Origin of the sequence: Anaeromonas frigoriresistens (genome assembly GCF_016820655.1) — a bacterium.
GTDB lineage: Bacteria > Bacillota > Clostridia > Tissierellales > SIT17 > Anaeromonas > Anaeromonas frigoriresistens.
In genome coordinates this window covers 1-20,118 of the sequence record NZ_WSFT01000039.1, presented here as the reverse complement: position 1 = coordinate 20,118, position 20,118 = coordinate 1, and the positions used below count along the sequence as shown (strand labels likewise).

At 29.4% G+C, this 20,118-nt stretch carries 25 protein-coding genes and 1 riboswitch; of the genes, 8 read left to right on the top strand and 17 right to left on the bottom strand.

The window, feature by feature from the left end:
• Positions 1–357: 357 nt before the first annotated feature.
• Entirely contained in the window at positions 358–1,419 is a 1,062-nt protein-coding gene (locus GOQ27_RS10400; RefSeq protein WP_203366801.1) for an FAD:protein FMN transferase, read from the top strand.
• 35 nt (positions 1,420–1,454) lie between these two features.
• Here GOQ27_RS10400 and GOQ27_RS10395 read toward each other — a convergent pair whose 3' ends face one another.
• The 3 genes from GOQ27_RS10395 to GOQ27_RS10385 all read right to left on the bottom strand — a co-directional run bounded on the left by GOQ27_RS10395 (position 1,455) and on the right by GOQ27_RS10385 (position 3,649).
• Positions 1,455–1,820, bottom strand: a complete 366-nt coding sequence (locus GOQ27_RS10395; protein WP_203366800.1) for a DUF2680 domain-containing protein — start codon at positions 1,818–1,820, stop codon at positions 1,455–1,457.
• Between the two features lie 98 nt (positions 1,821–1,918).
• Positions 1,919–3,025 carry a mechanosensitive ion channel family protein gene (locus GOQ27_RS10390; RefSeq protein WP_203366799.1) on the bottom strand — a complete coding sequence of 369 codons (1,107 nt, stop codon included), beginning with the start codon at positions 3,023–3,025 and terminating at the stop codon, positions 1,919–1,921.
• A gap of 117 nt (positions 3,026–3,142) precedes the next feature.
• On the bottom strand, positions 3,143–3,649 hold the full coding sequence (locus tag GOQ27_RS10385; RefSeq protein ID WP_350445902.1) for a type 1 glutamine amidotransferase domain-containing protein: 507 nt from the start codon (positions 3,647–3,649) through the stop codon (positions 3,143–3,145).
• Positions 3,650–3,800: 151 nt separating this feature from the next.
• Between GOQ27_RS10385 and GOQ27_RS10380 the strand changes: the two genes are divergently transcribed.
• A complete protein-coding gene (locus tag GOQ27_RS10380; RefSeq protein ID WP_203366798.1) occupies positions 3,801–4,280 on the top strand; it encodes a hypothetical protein in 480 nt (159 codons plus the stop codon).
• A 130-nt stretch (positions 4,281–4,410) separates the two neighbouring features.
• Entirely contained in the window at positions 4,411–5,688 is a 1,278-nt protein-coding gene (locus GOQ27_RS10375) for an ArsB/NhaD family transporter (protein ID WP_203366797.1), read from the top strand.
• 44 nt (positions 5,689–5,732) lie between these two features.
• On the opposite strand, the gene GOQ27_RS10370 is transcribed toward GOQ27_RS10375, so the two are convergent.
• The gene (locus GOQ27_RS10370) at positions 5,733–6,380 is read right to left on the bottom strand and encodes an HAD family hydrolase (protein WP_203366796.1); all 648 of its coding nucleotides are present in this window, start codon (positions 6,378–6,380) and stop codon (positions 5,733–5,735) included.
• A 57-nt stretch (positions 6,381–6,437) separates the two neighbouring features.
• A riboswitch (Fluoride riboswitch) is annotated at positions 6,438–6,506 on the top strand.
• Between the two features lie 45 nt (positions 6,507–6,551).
• Here GOQ27_RS10370 and GOQ27_RS10365 point away from each other — a divergent pair.
• Both GOQ27_RS10365 and GOQ27_RS10360 read left to right on the top strand, forming a co-directional pair.
• Complete coding sequence (locus GOQ27_RS10365) at positions 6,552–7,727, top strand: cation:proton antiporter domain-containing protein (protein WP_203366795.1); 1,176 nt, start codon at positions 6,552–6,554, stop codon at positions 7,725–7,727.
• Positions 7,728–7,812: 85 nt separating this feature from the next.
• The gene (locus GOQ27_RS10360; RefSeq protein WP_203366794.1) at positions 7,813–8,304 is read left to right on the top strand and encodes a superoxide dismutase family protein; all 492 of its coding nucleotides are present in this window, start codon (positions 7,813–7,815) and stop codon (positions 8,302–8,304) included.
• A gap of 71 nt (positions 8,305–8,375) precedes the next feature.
• Here GOQ27_RS10360 and GOQ27_RS10355 read toward each other — a convergent pair whose 3' ends face one another.
• Positions 8,376–9,233, bottom strand: a complete 858-nt coding sequence (locus GOQ27_RS10355; protein WP_203366793.1) for a DUF1002 domain-containing protein — start codon at positions 9,231–9,233, stop codon at positions 8,376–8,378.
• Between the two features lie 192 nt (positions 9,234–9,425).
• Between GOQ27_RS10355 and GOQ27_RS10350 the strand changes: the two genes are divergently transcribed.
• Positions 9,426–9,755 (top strand): hypothetical protein, encoded by a 330-nt coding sequence (locus GOQ27_RS10350; protein WP_203366792.1) that lies wholly within the window; start codon positions 9,426–9,428, stop codon positions 9,753–9,755.
• A 42-nt stretch (positions 9,756–9,797) separates the two neighbouring features.
• On the opposite strand, the gene ric is transcribed toward GOQ27_RS10350, so the two are convergent.
• The 11 genes from ric to GOQ27_RS10295 form a co-directional block, all read right to left on the bottom strand.
• Entirely contained in the window at positions 9,798–10,499 is a 702-nt protein-coding gene (gene ric / locus GOQ27_RS10345; RefSeq protein ID WP_203366791.1) for an iron-sulfur cluster repair di-iron protein, read from the bottom strand.
• 14 nt (positions 10,500–10,513) lie between these two features.
• Positions 10,514–11,263 carry a DUF438 domain-containing protein gene (locus GOQ27_RS10340; protein ID WP_203366790.1) on the bottom strand — a complete coding sequence of 250 codons (750 nt, stop codon included), beginning with the start codon at positions 11,261–11,263 and terminating at the stop codon, positions 10,514–10,516.
• 13 nt (positions 11,264–11,276) lie between these two features.
• Positions 11,277–12,506, bottom strand: a complete 1,230-nt coding sequence (locus tag GOQ27_RS10335; RefSeq protein WP_203366789.1) for an FprA family A-type flavoprotein — start codon at positions 12,504–12,506, stop codon at positions 11,277–11,279.
• 192 nt (positions 12,507–12,698) lie between these two features.
• Positions 12,699–13,256 (bottom strand): GrpB family protein, encoded by a 558-nt coding sequence (locus GOQ27_RS10330; protein ID WP_203366788.1) that lies wholly within the window; start codon positions 13,254–13,256, stop codon positions 12,699–12,701.
• The gene (locus GOQ27_RS10325) at positions 13,256–13,888 is read right to left on the bottom strand and encodes a hypothetical protein (RefSeq protein ID WP_203366787.1); all 633 of its coding nucleotides are present in this window, start codon (positions 13,886–13,888) and stop codon (positions 13,256–13,258) included. Before GOQ27_RS10325 ends, GOQ27_RS10330 begins: the two co-directional genes overlap by 1 nt.
• A gap of 32 nt (positions 13,889–13,920) precedes the next feature.
• Positions 13,921–14,430, bottom strand: coding sequence for an HIT family protein (locus GOQ27_RS10320; protein WP_203366786.1), 510 nt, complete (start codon positions 14,428–14,430; stop codon positions 13,921–13,923).
• Positions 14,431–14,559: 129 nt separating this feature from the next.
• A complete protein-coding gene (locus GOQ27_RS10315) occupies positions 14,560–15,408 on the bottom strand; it encodes a P-loop NTPase family protein (protein WP_203366785.1) in 849 nt (282 codons plus the stop codon).
• Positions 15,409–15,695: 287 nt separating this feature from the next.
• Entirely contained in the window at positions 15,696–16,571 is an 876-nt protein-coding gene (locus GOQ27_RS10310) for an AraC family transcriptional regulator (RefSeq protein WP_286673027.1), read from the bottom strand.
• A 362-nt stretch (positions 16,572–16,933) separates the two neighbouring features.
• Positions 16,934–17,089 carry a hypothetical protein gene (locus GOQ27_RS10305; RefSeq protein ID WP_203366783.1) on the bottom strand — a complete coding sequence of 52 codons (156 nt, stop codon included), beginning with the start codon at positions 17,087–17,089 and terminating at the stop codon, positions 16,934–16,936.
• Positions 17,073–17,297: a hypothetical protein gene (locus tag GOQ27_RS10300; RefSeq protein ID WP_203366782.1), complete on the bottom strand. Its 225-nt coding sequence runs from the start codon at positions 17,295–17,297 to the stop codon at positions 17,073–17,075. The genes GOQ27_RS10305 and GOQ27_RS10300 overlap by 17 nt, the downstream gene beginning before the upstream one ends.
• 71 nt (positions 17,298–17,368) lie before the next feature.
• Positions 17,369–18,064: a cyclic nucleotide-binding domain-containing protein gene (locus GOQ27_RS10295; protein ID WP_203366781.1), complete on the bottom strand. Its 696-nt coding sequence runs from the start codon at positions 18,062–18,064 to the stop codon at positions 17,369–17,371.
• 125 nt (positions 18,065–18,189) lie between these two features.
• Between GOQ27_RS10295 and GOQ27_RS10290 the strand changes: the two genes are divergently transcribed.
• Entirely contained in the window at positions 18,190–18,615 is a 426-nt protein-coding gene (locus tag GOQ27_RS10290) for a DMT family transporter (protein WP_203366780.1), read from the top strand.
• Between the two features lie 4 nt (positions 18,616–18,619).
• The gene (locus GOQ27_RS10285; RefSeq protein ID WP_203366779.1) at positions 18,620–19,084 is read left to right on the top strand and encodes a DMT family transporter; all 465 of its coding nucleotides are present in this window, start codon (positions 18,620–18,622) and stop codon (positions 19,082–19,084) included.
• Positions 19,085–19,242: 158 nt separating this feature from the next.
• On the opposite strand, the gene GOQ27_RS10280 is transcribed toward GOQ27_RS10285, so the two are convergent.
• Positions 19,243–20,100, bottom strand: a complete 858-nt coding sequence (locus tag GOQ27_RS10280) for a hypothetical protein (RefSeq protein ID WP_203366778.1) — start codon at positions 20,098–20,100, stop codon at positions 19,243–19,245.
• Positions 20,101–20,118 lie beyond the last annotated feature (18 nt).

The window sequence follows — 20,118 nt, the reverse complement described above, 5'->3', positions numbered from 1 at the left end:
TACTATTTGTCCACCCTTAGCGGACTTGTTTTGTCAAAAACATAACTATATTAACTATAATTATACCAGTAAATAAAAAAATAAATGTGATACGTGTCATATTTTTGACTAAGCTTTGTTAATAATGTAACTTATATATTTACACTATTCGTATAATATTATAACATACTTTTTTTATTAATCCATAGTTTTTCTATCATTTTACAAGGTCATTCCACATAATGGTAAACGATACTTAAAACTCTGATGTATTAGTCATATATTTCTTATATTTATTTTTAGTTTATATAAAAAACATTATATTCAAATATATGTTATAATTATCACGAGAATTAATATTAAATGGAGGATAGATGAATGATAAATTATAAAAAATATGCTTTTCTTTTACTTATATTGTTTTCAATATTGATTACTGGTTGTTCAGAAGATGGAAATGGAAATATTGCTCCTAAGTCATCAGAGCCAGTATCTGAAAATGGATTTTATTTAGGAACAATTATAAATATATCTATTTATGATGAGGCTCCTGAAGGAATATTTGAAAAAGTATTTAATAGGATTGAAGAAATAGAAAATAAAATGAGTTTGAATATAGAAGACAGCGAGATAAATAAAATTAATTATAATGCAGGAAAAGATTCTGTTAAGGTTTCTCAAGATACTTATAACGTTATAGAAAGAGGTAAGTTTTATTCTGATAAAACTGAAGGTCATTTTGATATAACCATTGGCCCTTTGGTAGAACTTTGGCAAATAGGCACCGAAAATGCTAGAGTTCCAACTAAAGAGGAAATTGAAAATAATCTTCCCCTTGTAGATTATCAAAATGTAGTATTAGATAATGAAAATAAGAGTATTTATCTAGATAAGGAAGATATGATTCTAGATTTAGGCGGGATAGCTAAAGGTTATGCTGCTGATGAGGTAGCTAAGATATTAAAAGAAAATAATATAAATCATGCTATAGTAAACTTAGGTGGGAACGTCTTAGCTTTAGGAGGTAAACCAGATGGATCTAACTGGAAAATAGGTGTACAAAACCCTTATGAACCTAGAGGTAAACATGTAGCCATAGTTAGTGTTAAGGATAAGACAGTTGTATCTTCTGGAGTTTATGAGAGAAACTTTGAAGAAGATGGAAAGCTTTATCATCATATATTAGATCCCTTTACAGGGTATCCTATAGAAAATAGTCTTCAAAGTGTAACAATAGTTGCTGACGAATCATTTGATGCAGATGGTCTTTCTACAGGAATATTCGCATTAGGATTAGAGAGAGGCATGAATCTAGTAGAAAATACTGATGGTGTAGACGCTATCTTTATAACTAATGAAAAGCAAGTTTATCTGTCTTCAGAGTTAATAGACAAAATTGAACTTACAAATAATGATTTTACATTATCAGATAATAAATAGGCGGCGAATATATTCGCCGCCTTATTTTATATTAATTATTGTACTGGTGATTGTTGTACGTCTGATTGCCAATATCCGCAACCTCCGCCGAAACCTCTTCCAGGTCCTCTTCCTTGGGATCTTCCAAACCCTTTACCAGCACCCATTCCTGGACCATAGTTTTCTTCAGGAAAACCATTCTCTGTATGATATGTTTCCATATCTTCTAAATGTTCAAGATATTCGTTAGCTTCCTCTTGTGTTATTGTTCCATCTTCTACTGCATTTTCTATTCTATCTTTTCTCCAATCCAACATACCTTTAAACCAATCAGGTAAGTTCCCATCACTTCCAGCAAAGGCTATTGCTCCTACTGAAAGAATCAGTACTGATACAAGTAAAACTCCTACTAATTTCTTCATAATCAATTCCTCCTATTAATTTTATTTATTTTGTAATTTAATTATAGAAAAAATTTATGAAGAGATTATGAAGATATATTTTTATTTTATAAATAACATTATGATTGTTTATGATGCTCATTTGTATTCAAGTTATCCTCAAAATAAATACTAGTGCTTGGGAATGCCACTTCTACATTCTCTTCTTCTAATATATCCATTATTTTAAAATTTACATTTTCCTTTACAGATAAATACTCTTGGTAGTCAGAAGTTTTGGCATAATACTGAATAAGTATATCCAAACTGCTAGTATTGAACACTTCAAAATTAGAGAGTATTATCTCATTGTCAACATCAGGATGCTCTACTAGCATGTCATTTATTTTTTTTACTACCATTTGAATCTTATCTGATGATGTAGAGTATACAATTCCTAGATAAAATCTGACTCTTCTAATACCCCTTCTTGAAAAATTAGTTATAGCTTCTTCAGACATTTTTGAGTTTGGAATTGAAACTATAGCCTTCTCAAAAGTCCTTACCTTTGTACTTCTAAAATTGATATTTTCTACTACCCCTTCTACCCCTGAGGCTACTATCCAATCACCAATATCAAAGGGCTTATCCATAAGTATAGCTATGCCACCAAATACATTAGCTAAAGTATCTTTAGCTGCCATAGCAATAGCTATACCTCCTATTCCTAAACCAGCCACAAAAGCACTAATACTATATCCAAACTCCTCTGCAATAATAGCTATAGATATAGCAATTATAATTATTCTAATAACCTTCGATATAAAAGGCTTTAATATTTTTTGACTTCTAAAGTTTAATTTAGTTCCTAGTTTATCATAAAGTACCTCATAGGTTCCTGCTAAATTATATAATCCCCATGTAATCAACACTATTATTGATACTCTAAATAATAGTGTAATATTATCTTCTGTTCCTTTTGAAAAAGGTAAGTATATAAGTGCAATATATAGTCCTAATAATATAACTAACACTCTAACAGGCTTTTTAAAGGCGATTAACATATCATCATCCAGTCCTGTCTTTGATTTTTTTGCAAAAATATCACCTACTTTAAAAATCATTCTAGTAATTATTGAACTTGATATTAAAAATAACATAAATATCCCTAAAGCTATTCCTAACTCTATTAAAGATGGTACAAAATATTTATCATATAAATTTATTCCTGCGTTTATTATCTCCATAGTACTTCCTCCTAAAATTCTAGATCTTGTTTAATAATTAGTATATATATTTTATATTATACTATCAATACTTACAAAAAATTACCCCAACTGTATATAGTCGGGGTAATTAATACACTATTTAAGTTTATTTATAATCTCTTTTGTAAAAGCAATTAAATCATCAGGCTGTCTTGATGTAATAAGATTTCCTTCAACTACCACTTCTTTATCTATATAATTTGCTCCTGCGTTAACTAAATCATCTTTAATAGTATGATATCCTGTTATGTCTTTGCCCTTAATATCACAAGTAGATGCAATCATCCATGGTCCATGACAAACTGCTGCTATTAATTTATTATCTTTATTCATATTTCTAACAAAATCCTTAGTAGCTTCACAAGCTCTCATTCGATCAGGTGAATATCCTCCTGGTATCACTACTGCATCATAGTCTTCTACCTTTATGTCTTTAGATGCTAACTCACTCTGAGTTGGTACTCCATGTTTTCCAGTATATTCTTTATCCTTATCTGTACCAACTAGATCTACCTTAAATCCAGCTTCTTTTAATCTATATAAAGGCCAAAGAAGCTCGATATCTTCATATAGGTTTTCTACTAATAAAGCAATTTTTTTCACAGATATAACCTCCTCATTTTTTCTTACATATTTTACTTACCCTCATTTATTACCATTATTCAAAATATGATAGCAAGCCTCACCCTAGGTTTTCATTATAATATCTGTGGTATAATATAATATAAAATATAAAAAAGCAGGAGGTAATTTTATGCGTAAATATATGATGGCAGAAGTTGAAAAACATCAAACTATATTCTCTCAATTGGGAGCACAGGTCCATGTAATGAACTCTTTATTATGTTATATAACTTTTGATATTGATGGAACAGAAGTATCTTATGTATATAATGTAAATAAAAAAGATAAGTATTTTCTTCAACGAATAGAACCTTATCCAGAACCAGCTGGAACATTTAATAATGAAGATGAATTAATCGATATAATAAAAATTGACATTGAACAATTCAAAAATGCTAAAAATTCTCATGTCTTTAGTGATTTTGTAGAGATTAACAAATCTTTAAGTCAAACGGTTAGAAACTTTGAAGATTTATATCTATATTATAATGTTCCCCATGATACTATGGACAATATAAAAGAAAAATTAGATGATATACGAACAATGATAAAAGAAGCTAAAGATTCTTCTGAAAGAGTGTATAATAAAAAAGATCCTGATACAATATAACTTTGTTATTTCCACTACTATTAAGTTTTATTTATATACAAAAAATACTTAGACATTCTCTTGTTTTTTTTGTATTATTAGATAGTACGACCTAATACAATTGAATATTAAAAATAAGGAGATGTTTTAAATGACTTTAGATTCTGGAGTTTATATTGCAGTATCTATATTTATACTGACTTATATCTTTATTATATCTGAAAAGATTAATAGAACTGCTATTGCTCTTTTTGGAGCATCTCTACTTATAGGTCTTAGAGTTATCAGTCAAGATTTTGCCTTTGAGGCTATTGACTTTAACACCATAGGTTTATTAATAGGAATGATGGTTATGGTTTCTATTATTAAAAGAACAGGAGTCTTTCAGTATGTAGCTATTAAAGCAGCTAAAAAAGCTAAGGGTGAACCTTTTAGAATAATAATAACTCTATCTGTTATTACAGCTATATCCTCTGCTTTATTAGATAATGTTACTACAGTATTGTTAATAGTCCCTGTTACTTTAGTGATTACAGAAACATTAGAGACTAATCCACTTCCCTTTTTAATCCCAGAAATCCTTGCATCAAATATTGGTGGAACTGCTACTTTAATTGGAGATCCTCCAAATATCATGATTGGTAGTGCTACAAAGTTAGGATTTATGGATTTTGCTTTAAACCTTGGACCTATTATAATAGTTATACTAGGAGTTACACTAGTAATTTTCAAATTCTTGTATGGTAAATCAATCGTCGTTGATCAAAATCTTAAAGATAAGCTAATGGCTTTTGATGAGAATAAATCCATTAGGGACTATCCCCTACTTAAGAAAAGCTTATTCGTATTAGGTCTAACAATGATAGGATTTATACTACATCAGTATATCCACCTAGAGTCAGCAACGGTGGCATTAATAGGTGCATCACTCTTACTGATTATAAGTAAAAAGGACCCAGAAGATATTTTATTAGAAGTAGAATGGTCCACTATATTCTTCTTTGCTGGATTATTTGTTCTAGTAGGAGGATTAGAAAAAGTTGGAGTTATTGAGCATTTAGCATCAGGAGTATTAGGTTTCACTAAAGGAAACTTAATGTTGACAACCCTTATGATATTATGGGTTTCAGCCTTTGCATCAGCTTTTATTGATAATATTCCTTTTGTTGCTACAATGATCCCCCTTATAAAAAGTATTGGTGCTATGTCAACAATTAGTATCGGTCCCCTATGGTGGGCTCTAGCATTAGGAGCTTGTCTTGGCGGAAATGGTAGCTTGGTTGGTGCGTCTGCTAATGTAATCGTCGCAGGATTTTTACAAAAAACTGATAATAAATTATCATTTATAAGTTTTTTAAAAGTAGGATTTCCAATAATGGTTCTATCTGTATTTATATCTAGTGTATATTTAGTATTATTTTATGTTTAGTAGAGAAAAAATCCCATTTGTACTTTGTACAAATGGGATTTTTATTATATTAATTTTGATAATTCTATTTCATCAAAAGACTTTATGATTTTATCTGCCATAGATAAATCTTGATTTGAGGTTTCATCCCCTTTATATCCTATTACTTTAATATTTGCTGCTATTGCTGCTTTTACTCCATTTGTTGAATCTTCTATAACTAAGGCTTCTTTATTGTCTACTCCCAGTTTATCTAAAGCAAATAGAAATATATCTGGATCTGGTTTACTATTCTCTACATAATCTCCACTTATTAAAAATTGAAAATAGTCTCTTATATCTAGTGTATCAATAATTTTCTCTATCCAAGAAACAGGAGATGAAGATGCTACTACCATTTTAATACCATTTTCGTCTAAAGCTTTTATTAATTCTATAACTCCTGGTACTGATTTTACATTTTTAGAATTTTGTATATGCTGTAAATATTTTTCTCTATTTTCTGTTACTAAATCCTCTACAGATTTATTTAAGTTATATCTTTCCTTTAATTCTCCCCACATATAATAGGAGTTTGTCCCTACAAATTCATCAATATCTTCTTTAACAATTTTCACTCCATTATCTTTCATATACTCAATTTCTACCTTTACTAACTCTGGCTCACTATCTACTATTACTCCATCCATATCAAATATAACTGCTTTAATCATTCTATCACCCTTTACTTTTCATAATATTATAAGTATAATATTATCATAGATTATGCATAATATATAGGCGATGGAGCTCGCCTTTGAGTATTACATATAAATGTAATTGATGGCTCCTACTTAAGGTATAGCTTTGAGTAGGAGTCTTTTTATATTTAAGGAGGAGTAAATATGGCACTTAGTTTTGCACTTATTATTATTTTTGGTTTATTGGCAAATAAACTTTTTGAAAGATTAAAACTTCCTGGATTATTAGGAATGCTTTTAGTCGGGATTATAATAGGACCTTATGTTCTAAATATACTAAACAAGGATATATTATTAATCTCTGGGGATTTAAGAAAGATAGCTTTAATAGTAATATTACTCAGAGCAGGTCTCGGAATAAAGAAGGAAACATTAAATAAAATAGGAATTCCTGCTATAAAGATGAGTTTTATACCTGGACTACTTGAAGGATTTATTTTGATACTCATTACAATAAAAGCCTTTAATCTTTCCTTTAATGAAGCAGGTATACTAGCTTTTATTATTGCTGCCGTTTCTCCTGCCGTAGTAGTACCTTCAATGCTTACTTTGATTGAGAGAGGAAAAGGTGAAAATAAAGGAATACCTACATTGATTCTTGCCAGTGCTTCTATTGATGATGTTTTCGCTATAACTATTTATTCTACTTTTTTAAGTATGTATACTACAAATAATATAAGTATATTTAGACAGTTAATAAATATACCCATATCAATAATCTTAGGGATTATACTAGGACTTATAATTGGATTGATAATTACCAATATATTTAAAACCCATCATATTAGAGATACCAAGAAAACATTGATATTATTAGGAACAGCTATTATATTTACTAGCCTAGAAGATCCGGTTAAAAATTTCGTACCTATCGCTACATTACTAGGAGTTATGACTATGGGTTTCATACTACTAGAAAAATATCCAGTAGTAGCCAATAGACTTTCAACCAAGCTAAATAAGGTATGGATACTAGCTGAGATAGTATTGTTTGTATTAGTAGGAGCAGAAGTAAATATATTTGTAGCTATGGACTCTGGATTATTAGGTATATTAGTTATAGCTATTGGGCTAATTGGAAGATCTATCGGAGTATTTTTATCCCTTATTGGAACGGACTTAAATTATAAAGAAAGACTCTTTTGTATCATAGCCTATACTCCCAAAGCTACAGTTCAAGCAGCTATAGGAGCAGTACCCTTAAGTATGGGAGTAGAAAATGGTGAGTTAATTCTTGCAATGGCTGTGTTAGCTATTATCATTACTGCACCTTTAGGAGCTATTGGGATAAAATTTGCTGGAGAAAAATACTTGACGTAAGTTAATTTTTAGAAATAAAAGAAATCTTTACATAACTTTCATCATAGTATATATTATAAAAGTACTTTGATGAGGTGATTAATATATGTATTATGATTTTGCAGTAGCTGAGATATATGGAGGTCCTCTTAGTCCAGAACTTAAGGGATATGTGAGATTTCAAAAGGTATATGGTGGAGTTGTTGTATGTGCTACTATTTATGGTCTACCGGAATATGATCCTGCCAATGGAAATGATGAACCTATAGGTCCCTTTGGTTTTCATATTCATGAAGGAGAAACTTGTGCTATAGGAGATGTTGATGATCCTTTCCAAGCAGCTAAAGGTCATTATAATCCTAACAACCTACCCCATGGTAACCATCCGGGAGATTTTCCTGTTTTAATTGCTAGTAATGGATATGCTCAAATGTGTTTTTTTACAGATAAGTTTAATATTAAAGAAATTTTAGGTAAGACAATTATAATCCATCAAAACCCTGATGATTACAGGTCCCAACCTGCTGGAAATGCTGGCAAGAGACTAGGCTGTGGGATAATAAGACCAATGTATGATAAAAAAAATAGAACTTGGTGATAAGATCCTTCGCTATGCTCAGGATGACATAAAAAATCACTTTTACCTTTCAGTAAAAGTGATTTTTTATGTCAATTAAACAAACTATTAAAGAAATCCTTTATTGCATTTAATATTTTTGCAAAAAATGATTGAGCTTCTGGATTCTCATCGATTATCTTATTAATCCTATCTCCTAGACCTTTTAATTGTGTCTTTATCTCATCTAAATTCAAGTCTAAACCTGCTATATTTTTCATAAGTTTAGATATCTCATCTATTTGGTCTTGAGTAAGATTTATATTTAATTCTTTAGATTTATCTTCTACTACTTCTTTTATCTCATTGATATTAGTTATATTATTATTTATAATATATATCTTGATTTCGTTTATCAAATTAGTTGCTTCTTCTTTTCCTATTTCCTTTCCAAGCTCTGAAGTCTTTGCTAATTCTTCACTTGCAACTTCCTTAGCTGTTTCAGATATATCCTCTCCAGACATGTCTTCGAAGGCCTTGATTATTCCTGTAAGGGCTGCTGTACCAGTTACTTTCATAGGACTATTAACTCGGACTTTTGCATCCTTTACACCTACTGTTACTAGTGCATTTTCATACATATCATCAGTTACCCAAGTTATATTGTTACTTTCTACTTCTATACCTTCTCCCTCTTCAAGCTTTTGTACATATACTGAGGATAATGCCCTAGTACCTATTATCTTTAAGTCTATATGCTCTCCAAAATATTTTCTTTCTTCCTCATTAGTCACTTCTATAATTCTCACATCTTCTGTGACACCAAAATAATTCTTCATTTCTGTTTTTTGTGCTTCAGTCAGATCTTGCCCTAAACTAACTACCTCTTCTCCAGCAACAGCATCTCCAAATGCTACCCCCGAAACAAGAAAAGTTACTATTATTACTATTGATATTATTTTTTTACTCATATAAACCCTCCTTAGGATTCAATATTTTAACTACACTATTATACCATATTTTTCAAAAATATTAACATTACAAACTATACACAAATGTATTGATTTATAAATAACTGTAATTTATTTGTAATATATTTTTTCTGAAAATTTCGACTTAATCATGATATAATTGTAATATAATACCAAAAGGAGGCTTTAATTATGAAAAAGTATGGTAAGTTTATTGGTTTTCTTGCACTGGTTTTAATCGAATTAATTTTCTATTTAACTATGAAGGATACAAATTTAGATTTTTTCTTTCTTGTCTGGACTTTTATTTGGTTAGTTATGTTAGTTTATGGATTTGTAAATATATTTCAAGAGGGAAAATCATTATCCAATGGTAACCCTCTAGGACATCCCCGGGACTTTCTAATGGCTGCTAATGTGAAAACTAATACTTCCTCCAAAGCTATCAACACCTTCGGAACTGTTGCATTAGTTTTATTCTTATTCATTTTAAACTTAACAGGATACTTTATATTTATGTAACAGGATAAAAAGAGATGGTGAATCTCTCACCATCTCTTTTCTTTACTTAAGTCTATTAAATAATATATTGTTTTCTAAATGAATGTGTTGGAATAAGTCTTTTTCTATTGCTTCTATTTTTTCATAAGTTACTCTGTAGGTATTACATCCATCTTCAGGTACTTTGAACCCTTTTGTTAATTTTCTCATATCTTTTAGGATATCTCCTGCTACATCGTGCTCTGATTCTGTTTCTTCTAGAACTTTCAATGCTTTTTCTAAAGTTTTTTCTGAAGGATTATTTTCATACTCTTTTATTAGAGGGAATAATACTTCTTCTTCCTTTATTAGATGCTCAGCTATCTCTGTTTTTAATTGATTAAATAATTTGTGCAACTCTACTAATACATCTCCATGGGAAAGATAATGTACTTGTAGTATCTTTGATACAAATCTTTCTGTCACAGGCATCTCTTCTTTCATGAAAGCATGATGCTTATTTACTATATAGTCTATCAGATTAGACATGCTTTCTTGTTGCCAATCAACATCCTTATCCATGCTCTTTTGCATCTCTTGATATTCTGTATTAAGTTTATCTAATAATTCATTTTCATCTATATTTTTCTCTGCTATAGCTACTTCTAACTTCCTGTCTCCACCACAGCAAAAGTCTATTTCATATTCCATAAATATATTTGTAGCTTTTGGAAATATTGTTGCTATCTCACCTATTGGTTGATCTTTTTTTATTATTTTTTCCATTATTATAGCCTCCTTTACATATTAGGGGTAAAGCTGCAGTATCCTATATCATCACATCTGTTTCTCATTTCATCCCAAGCATCTATCTGATCAATTGATTCTAATGCTGTGGGATATAATATATAGTTTTCTTTATATATATGATCTCTAAGATTAAATACTATATATTTGGATACTTCATCTAATTTAGATTTAAACTCTCCAAACTCCATATATTCTACTCCATGGGATAAATCCTTTAATAAATGCTTTCTTTCTCTTAATTCATCATGCTCCATTTTCATTATTCTAGTAGGACCTGTTATATCTCTTTTTTCCATTTCTAAGAATAATACATCTTCTTCTCTTTGATGATGCTTCTCTGCACTTAATATATTTAATGATAACTCTTTTAATCTCTTAAATTCATCACTATTTTTATCATATCTATCCATATCTTGTATTCTTAGATTTAGACTATCTAATTCTGTTAAGAAACCTAATATTTCATCATGTTCTGCTATAAGGGTATAAAGTACATGCCCTTCATCTATTTTCATTTTAAGTTTATCTAATTCATCCTTTAATACTTCCATATGAATATCGCATAGATGTCTCAAATCTTCTGGTTTCATACCCTTTTCTATAAGCTTTTGCTCTGCCATTGATAGCTCTAAGGGATTAATATCCTTAACTAACTCCAATGCTTCTTGTCGTAACTCTTCTGTTATCTGTTCTGTATTAAGTCTTTCTAATATATTTGACAATTTATCTATTTTATTCATATTACACCCTCCTTTAACCTACTAATATATCTTTGATTACTCTTGCAGATATCTTTAATCTTTCAATACCATTCTCATCCGGATTAAACTTTACTCTTATAGGGAATTGTAAGTCTGACATTCCTGTAGTCTTTATGATATATGAGCTGCTTACTAGGCTTATATCAGTATCAGCTAGATAATCATTTATTACCTCAACTGCTTCTCCACTCCAACCATAAGAACCAAAGGCTACTCCTACTTTTCCTTCTAGTTTCATGTATTTAAGCATTTTTAGTACTTTTTCCATTCCACCTACCATATCAGCATATCTAGTGGAACTTCCAAAGAATATAGCATCAGATTCTTTAATTGCTTCTCTTACTGCATCCATATCTACATCATCTTTTATCTTCATTGTATTTGTTTCTATTCCAGCTTCTTTCAGTTCCTCAGCAATATGATTAGCTATTTTCTTTGTATTTCCTGTCATTGTAGAGTATAGTACTAGAGCTTTCTTGTCTTTATTTGGTTTACTCATTTCATCATACATATCAATATATTTTTGTGGATTATCTCTTAATATATATCCATGGGATGGAGCGATGGTATCTATTTCTATATTTCTTAGCTTCTCAATCATATCTTGAACATATGGTCTATGGGGATGCATGATCAAGCTGTAATACACTTTAAAATCTTCAGTAATATCTTCTGGAGCCAAGTCATTAAATAACTCCTCTGTAGCAATATGAGTACTGAATATATCACAAGGATATAATACTTTATCCTCTACTGCATAAGTTATCATTGTTTCTTCTGTGTGAAGATATGGTGTTTCAAAGAATTTAAGAGTCTTTCCTCCAATATCTAATGTATCTCCGTCTTTTATAATTAAAAACTCTTTATTATGAAGCTTATACATTTCCTTAAGCTCTCTAGCTCCTAACTCAGTTGTAACTATAACAGCATCTTTAGCTTTATTAGCTAATGCTGGTAGTCCTCCAGAGTGATCTGGTTCTACGTGATTTATTACTATATATTGAATTTTTTCTGGCTCTATATATTCACTTAATGTTTGAACAAAATTTCTTCCAAAACTAATATCTACTGTATCTATAACTGTTGGTTTCTCTGTATCTAAAAAGTAACTATTATATGTTGTACCTTTTTCTAAAGTAAGTCTATGGAAGGGCACCTTTCTATCATCAACATATCCTACCCAGTGTGAATCCTTAGCAACTAATCTATTATTATTATTCATTATATATTCCTCCTTGAAATGTTTTTTCTTTATCTGTTAATTACATTATAAGGGGAATATAAATATAATACTGTGATTATAATCAATATCCGATAAAAATACTCGGAATTAATTTTATACATAAAAAAATCTACAGATGATTCATCTGTAGACCCTTATCTATTAGATTAGATTCCCTTCAATACTTAAATTCTATTTACTGTTTATCTTTTCAATTCTCTCCAACTCTTCTAATTTCATTCCTTCTGATTCTAATATTGTAGTAATAAGTTTAGTTTTACCATCAATGTACGAGTCAATATCATTAGGATATTTATCTGCTAATTCTTGCTTTAATTCTCCATATAATTTAACTGATTCTTTATTCTTTCTCAAATGTTCTCTCAATAATAGATGATTTATAAGGTTTTCACTACCATTCATACAAACATATAAATGATGTTCCATCCAATTTATATTAGGATTATCTGGATTATATCTTAAAGCCTCTCTTCCTTCTACTCCTAAATTTCCTATATGATTATATCCAATACTTTCAAGTAATTTTATCGTTTCCTTAGAATCTTCTTCATCTCGGACAATAATATCGATATCTAAAATTGGTTTAGCCCATAGACCTTCCACTGATGTACTGCCCACATGTTCAATTTCCACATTTATATCCTTAAGTAATTTTTCATAAAAAGATTTAGCTTTATCAAATTCTTCTTTCCATTTAGGATTATATGGTTCAACTACTATTTTTCTCATTATTTAGATGCCCCCCAATACCAATGTTCTTTTTTCTTTTTTATTTCTTTAAAATCTCCATTAAAATGATCTGATGATAATTCACTATTATCTGAAATATAAGCAAACCCTGAAAAATTATCTAATACACCTCTGTATGTATAGAAGAAAACTTTAAGTCTACCTTTATCTCTTTCAACTACTATTTCTCCTCCACCTTTTGATAGATGTTCATATTCTTCAGGAAGTTTGATTAAGCTATCATTATGATAAACATTTGCCTTTAATTCTCCAGATTTGACCATTGAAACTATTTCTTCTCTTTCATCAATATTTAATTTAAAATCAAAATACAGCATAATGCCAGTAAAAGGAATAGTAAGAACTATAATGAATGTGACTAGATTAATACCTAATGGTATAAATGCTTTATATTTTAATTTATGTGCCTTAAGCCCAAAATATATTATGGATAAAATAGATATCACCAAGAATATAACACCAACACCTAATTCTATAATTGGAAATAAAAATACTGTAAATATATCTATTAATGTCCATTTGAATATATTTATTAAAAGAAGTAAAACACTACTTAATATTGAAAAAGATATAATTAATATTCCAGAAAATTCATGGTTATTTTCAACCATTTTATTAACACTCCCATAATTCATTTAAACCTTCAATATAGCATAATTCCTTTTAATTTATTTTTGTAAAGTTCTGCTGTTTTATGATAATCCATAATAATTCCTTCTTCTCTAACAAAATTTCCATAGCCTATGGGTTCCCCTTTTAATCTAGGGAAAAGTTGAAAATGCAAATGGTTTCTCTTACCATCACATATGGTACACATATATACTTTTTCCGCACCTAAAATTTCTTTATGAAGTTTAATTATTGCATCTGATATTTTTAATATATGTATTCCTAATTCAATTGGCATTTCAGAAATATCTTCATAGTGTTCCCTTGCCACAATAATTGTCTGTCCAGTTGCTCTTGGGTATCTTTCAAATTGGCACCTCACCATTTCATCCTCATAGATAATTAAACCATCATCAGGGAATAAATCTCCTGTTTTAAAGTTATAACATCCGAAGCATATGCCTTTCTCTTGCAATTCTTTTATTTTCTCAAATCTTTTGTCTCGCGCTTTCTCCTCGCTTTCAGATAATTGTTTAACGTACAATTTAACTCCCCCTCCTCATTTTTCTTGCCCCAACTGCCACTATAATATTGTGATGGTGATGGCATGTAACCTTTCTAGATTTTAGAACGTCTCTGAACTGAACTTTAGAGCTTTTCTTCATATCCAATCCTAGTTCTTTAAGAAGTTATCAATATTTCTAACAATTTCTTTCTTTATTTTATTGTAATCATATGAAGAATTATCTAATTTTATATGATCCATATCTAATGCATCTAAAAGTTCTAATTCTAATGTCTTTCTTGATTTAAGTACTTCAATAGTTCCTTCTAACCCTTGCATATTATTCTCTTTTCCAAATCCTCTCTTTGTATAATAATACATAAATCCATCTGACCATGAGGCAGGTCTTTCTTCAACAACTTTTCTAAATGCCTTCTCTATATTATTCTGATTAACATATATTAAAACGGGGTTTAATGGTTCTATAATCCTTTTTAGTTTTTGTATATAGTTTATAGTTATTTCCTTTGGACTATTGTCTCGTAACAAACTAACTGTTATTGGATTTTGAATAAAACAACACTCGAAAATATACACATTTTTATCTTTTAAAGCACTCTCCACAAAGCTCGTCCATCTTTCTAAAATCAATTGTATATGTCTATCTAATGTTATTTCATATATATCATATTCTATTATCTTATTAAGTAGTTCATTTGGGAATTTACTACCTATTTCTTTTTTTATTTTATCATATGCTAAAAAATAATTATTTTCTTTTTGTACCATATATTGGTCAATAAAATCCAAATGTTTCTTAAATTTACTTCTAAGTTCATTAAATTCTTTATATGTCATGCAAGCCATACCTTCATAATCCGCAGGGTGGTTTAAATTCCCTTCCCTAAAAGTCTGGTGTTCTATTCCTAGGTCATTTAATATTTCATCTGTTATCTTAGCTATTGTTGATTTACCCGAACCTGGTAAACCTTCTATTAATATCAATTGTGTTGCCATGTATTTTCCCCCATTCTTTTTAAGAACCCAAAGCAATACTCCATAATGAGTAAGTCAATGTTACCTAACGTTTCATATTTGCGATGCCTTCGATCTTTACATGGAAATCGTTCATGGCTGTGAGACTGTGAACGCCTAATACAACGACTCGGTTAGCAAGAAGGTGTGGGCGTGAATGCTACCAAAACACGCCCTAGTAACCTCTTGCGCAAACATTTTGTTAGATGATGTTGACTCATTCAGCACTAAAGTATAACTCAAATTACCTTTGCCTAGCTATTATTGAATTATTTCTTCACAATTGGATACCACAACTCTATATATCCACATTCTGGTGTCCCACCGTAAATTTCAAAATTAGCACCTTCTGCTCTTTCATAATTTGCAGTTGGCAACCATTCAGTATAAAATCTTTTCTGTAAATTAGATAATATAGAATAAAAATCATCATCCCACTTGAACTTTTCTGAAGGAAATATTGCATAAGTCTGTGCAGGGATATTCACTACTTTATAGCCGTTGGTATTACTACTTTCTGATACAAATGAGCAAAGCATATACGAGAAAGTATTCTTTTCCGTCTTACAATAATTTTCTACTCCATGAATTCTGCATAAATTTTGAGTAATAAAATCTGGTAAATCACCTGAATTTTCATGTAAGCGTTCATATTCTCCGTTTTGGTGACATTTCTGCCATAGCTCTGCTGGACTTAAATAACCTTCTTCTCCTGTTAATGATGCGATTGTTTCGATACCAAAAATATCGAAAGCCTCTTTTGTTTCAATTCTGTAATCCATCTCTTTCTCTCCTTTAATTGAAATTTGAAAGGAGATTTTAGGATAAGCCTTCAACTGTACTCCTGGTTTTCTTGCTTCAGTTGGCGTTAATCCATGAAGTGTCGTGAATGCCCTTGCAAATGATGTAGCTGAGTTATATCCGTATTTTGTAGATATATCAATAACTCTTAAATTTGTGTTTTGTAATTCCAACGCTGCTTGTGTCAATCTTCTTCGTCTAATATATTCAGCTAGAGTAGTGTCTGTTATAAATGAAAACATACGTTGGAAATTATATGATGAACAGCAGGCTTTTTGAGCAACTTTATTGAAATCAATTTCGTAGATTAAGTTATTTTCAATATAATCAATTGCTGAGTTCATCTTTGAAAGCCAATCCATATTACTCCCTCCTTCAATTAAAGATTAACATTAATAAAATATTAACTCGTATCTTTTTATGCACAATTTTGCACTTTAATAATAGTTATATATAACCTTTATAATATCTTCATCTTTTTTATATTTTTCACCCAAAAGAAATGCTCCGAAATGAATGAGTCAATTTTACCTAACAATATATTCCCAATCCTATAGTTCATATTTCATTACTACATATAGGTATTCCCGAACTCTGTTTCGGTAATATATAATTATCTCTGATTAAGTTATCCTTTAATATTTTAATTCTATATATTTCACTAAAATCCTTTTTTTACAAAAAATCTGATATCTTTAACTAGATATCAGATTAATATATTACTAGGTTGTTTTTTTATTATAAATTTTACGAAAAAATCTATTGGTGTACCATACTTTTTTGCATATCCTTTTGGTATATAGGGTGAATCTGGATCATTAACTCCACATCCATCACCCATATATTCATATTTTAATTTCAATCGTAACCCTATAAAAATCATCATCTTGTTTAATAGTTGGTTCTGAAAACTTTTCATTGTCCCTTTGTCTTTCAATTTTATTTATATAACCACTTAATAGGTAATGTTTTGAGTTATTCTTAATAATTTTAAATAAAGTAAATGTTAAAGTTATAATAATAATGATAAATAGTAATCCCCAAACTATATTCTTTTCATAAATAAACAATTTGTATCCTCCCATTTTAATTTATGCAAGACGAGATATTACTAGAATACATATAGGTATCTTTCTGCTTATTAATCATATATATCTCCTGCTAATTCTTTTAATAAATCTCTATTTAGAATTGTTATTGATCCTTTATTTCTTTTTATAATTCTTTTTTCACATAATGTATTTATTGTTCTTAATAAATGCCTATAACTAACTCCCAACAACTCTGCCATTTCTGTCAATTTACAAGTAAAAAATTCATCTATATTAGTATTAGCACTATCATTTGGTGCAATAGCTAGCAAATAGCTAGCTAATCTATTTTCAACAGAATATAAAAGATTAATGGAACTCACCTTAGAAATCCTATCTAATTTATATCCTAAAACTTTGCATACATATTTCAAAAATTTTGTATCACTGGTGATCTCTTTTCTTAATTCATTCATTGGAATACCTAAACATATGGTTTTTTCTAAGGCTTGTACGTTTGAAGTAGCAACATCAATATCAATAAATTCAACATCGCCAATCACTACCAATGGATTATAAAATGTTAATAAAAGTGATCTCCCATTTTCCAGCAACTTATATACTTTGGCTTTACCTTCTACTAAAAAATAAAAATAATCTAATCTTTCTTGTTCTCTACAAATGTGTTCATTTTTATCAAATAATATTAGTTCCATACTAGGTGTCATGTCTTTTTCAAAAATATCTTGAATATTATACTTTTCAATGTAATATTCAAGTTTATTTAGGTCAGTTATCTGTTTCATTTATCTTGCACCTCCCACTTAGAGTAAAAACCATTTATAAATATGACATTTGTCATATTTATCTCAAGTACTTATATGATACTATTAGTTTTGCAATAAAACAAATTGGAGAATGGAGGACTTTTATGTATAAATTATCAGCTTCTTTTATAGGAATATTAATTGCACTTATGGTCACATTTAATGGTATATTAGCTAAAAAAACAGGAGATTATGTATCAATATTAATGATCCATATAATAGGACTTATAGCTATAAGCTTAATTCTAATAATAAAAAATAAAAGAATTAACTTGAAAAAGGATATCCCTATTTATTTTTTTAGTGGTGGAGCCATTGGTGTGATTATGATATTTTTCAATAATATATCCTTCAATAATTTAGGTGTATCACTAACATTGTCTCTGGGCCTATTCGGTCAATCAATTACAGCAGTAATTATAGATCATTTTGGACTACTAGGAATGTCTAAACATACATTTAATAAGAAAAAGACAACAGGATTTATTTTGATATTTATAGGAATATTTATAATGATAATAGGAGGTTAAAATTATGATATATATTATACTTGCATTTATAACTGGTGGTTTAGTTATTTTATCCATGATACTTAATTCAGGATTAGCCAAGAGAATAGGTGTGTTCCAAGGTACCTTTATAAACTTTATTGTAGGTTTATCATTCATTAGTTTAGCTCTATTAACAACTAATAATTCTATGGATTTCTCATTTAATAATTTATCTACCGTTCCATTTTGGGCTTATTTAGGTGGAGCAATTGGAGTTTTAGTAGTGGCTACAACAAATACTATAATACCTAAAATTCCAACTATTTATTCAACTCTACTCATTTTTATTGGACAACTTTTAGCCGCATCAATTATAGACTATTTTACAGGTCATTTAGTTTCGAAATGGAAAATCATTGGAGGATTATTTATCGTTTCTGGACTTTTATATAATTCATATATTGATAAAAGCCAAAAAGATCAAAATCAATTACTTGATTTACCCTAAATACTTAGATTTTAAAAGCTTTTGATTTTATTTCATATAAGGTTTTGGAGTAGCAATGTCTCTGATCCGGACCCTCAGAGCCTTTCTTCATAGGTAGTGCTCCGCACCCAGTGAAGAGATGTCTGCTCATTTTATCTTAACTGTAGTGGTTATTCTCGTTATTCTTCTATGTATATGCTTTGAAAAAATCTACCTTGTCCATCTATGTAATTAGGTTTTTCAAAAAAACCTCTTCCTACTAGATACTCATTTATATTCCCAAACACTTGATGCCATAGTTCATTTGCTACCTCTTTTATATCTACTTCATGTTTTATCGCTGACAAATCTTTAAAATCATTGTTAAGCTCTTTAAATATACTATAGACTTCATCTTCAATTATAAATAATATATATTTAGAAATCTCTTTTAAAATATTAATATCATTATTATAAAAAACGGGTACATTAAAGTAAATTTCTGATTTGTTATCTTCTTTGAGATACCCCAATTCTTTTAAAAAATAAAATCTTTTCTTTTCTATTTCGGATAACTCGTTGACATGAACATCCTCATTTAGCAATCGTTTTATTAATATTGAGCAATCCTCTGCTAATACTTGATTTTGCTGCTCTAATAACTTTATATAACTAAGGTTTAATCTTTCATTACCAGTAACACTTTTTAAATTTGCATAGACTTGCCTAAAGAACCTATAAAGATCCTTTCTATTTCCATTACCGTCTCCAAAACTATTAAATCTAATATTTTTAACCTTATAATTATTGCTACTACACAATAAGTTGTCGCTAAAGTTAAATACTTTTTCACTTTCTTCAAAACCTATCAGTATATAGTCTCTTCCTCCAGGTTGCTTTTTTGAAATTTTAAATGTTTCATTAGAGCCAAAATAATCAATAGCAGTTCCATCAAATATGTAATCACCAATAATATGATATAATAATCGATTCTCACTAAAATGTTCATATACATTTAGTTTTGATACTAATTTACATAACTTGTCTTTTTTATCCATAATTAAATCCCCGATTTT

Bases quoted from the DNA above. Each gene is read 5' to 3' on its own strand.
- GOQ27_RS10400 (WP_203366801.1), top strand. From the start codon at position 358: ATGATAAATTATAAAAAATATGCTTTTCTTTTACTTATATTGTTTTCA.
- GOQ27_RS10395 (WP_203366800.1), bottom strand. From the start codon at position 1,820: ATGAAGAAATTAGTAGGAGTTTTACTTGTATCAGTACTGATTCTTTCA.
- GOQ27_RS10390 (WP_203366799.1), bottom strand. From the start codon at position 3,025: ATGGAGATAATAAACGCAGGAATAAATTTATATGATAAATATTTTGTA.
- GOQ27_RS10380 (WP_203366798.1), top strand. From the start codon at position 3,801: ATGCGTAAATATATGATGGCAGAAGTTGAAAAACATCAAACTATATTC.
- GOQ27_RS10375 (WP_203366797.1), top strand. From the start codon at position 4,411: ATGACTTTAGATTCTGGAGTTTATATTGCAGTATCTATATTTATACTG.
- GOQ27_RS10370 (WP_203366796.1), bottom strand. From the start codon at position 6,380: ATGATTAAAGCAGTTATATTTGATATGGATGGAGTAATAGTAGATAGT.
- GOQ27_RS10365 (WP_203366795.1), top strand. From the start codon at position 6,552: ATGGCACTTAGTTTTGCACTTATTATTATTTTTGGTTTATTGGCAAAT.
- GOQ27_RS10360 (WP_203366794.1), top strand. From the start codon at position 7,813: ATGTATTATGATTTTGCAGTAGCTGAGATATATGGAGGTCCTCTTAGT.
- GOQ27_RS10355 (WP_203366793.1), bottom strand. From the start codon at position 9,233: ATGAGTAAAAAAATAATATCAATAGTAATAATAGTAACTTTTCTTGTT.
- GOQ27_RS10350 (WP_203366792.1), top strand. From the start codon at position 9,426: ATGAAAAAGTATGGTAAGTTTATTGGTTTTCTTGCACTGGTTTTAATC.
- ric (WP_203366791.1), bottom strand. From the start codon at position 10,499: ATGGAAAAAATAATAAAAAAAGATCAACCAATAGGTGAGATAGCAACA.
- GOQ27_RS10340 (WP_203366790.1), bottom strand. From the start codon at position 11,263: ATGAATAAAATAGATAAATTGTCAAATATATTAGAAAGACTTAATACA.
- GOQ27_RS10335 (WP_203366789.1), bottom strand. From the start codon at position 12,506: ATGAATAATAATAATAGATTAGTTGCTAAGGATTCACACTGGGTAGGA.
- GOQ27_RS10330 (WP_203366788.1), bottom strand. From the start codon at position 13,256: ATGAGAAAAATAGTAGTTGAACCATATAATCCTAAATGGAAAGAAGAA.
- GOQ27_RS10325 (WP_203366787.1), bottom strand. From the start codon at position 13,888: ATGGTTGAAAATAACCATGAATTTTCTGGAATATTAATTATATCTTTT.
- GOQ27_RS10315 (WP_203366785.1), bottom strand. From the start codon at position 15,408: ATGGCAACACAATTGATATTAATAGAAGGTTTACCAGGTTCGGGTAAA.
- GOQ27_RS10310 (WP_286673027.1), bottom strand. From the start codon at position 16,571: ATGAACTCAGCAATTGATTATATTGAAAATAACTTAATCTACGAAATT.
- GOQ27_RS10295 (WP_203366781.1), bottom strand. From the start codon at position 18,064: ATGAAACAGATAACTGACCTAAATAAACTTGAATATTACATTGAAAAG.
- GOQ27_RS10290 (WP_203366780.1), top strand. From the start codon at position 18,190: ATGTATAAATTATCAGCTTCTTTTATAGGAATATTAATTGCACTTATG.
- GOQ27_RS10285 (WP_203366779.1), top strand. From the start codon at position 18,620: ATGATATATATTATACTTGCATTTATAACTGGTGGTTTAGTTATTTTA.
- GOQ27_RS10280 (WP_203366778.1), bottom strand. From the start codon at position 20,100: ATGGATAAAAAAGACAAGTTATGTAAATTAGTATCAAAACTAAATGTA.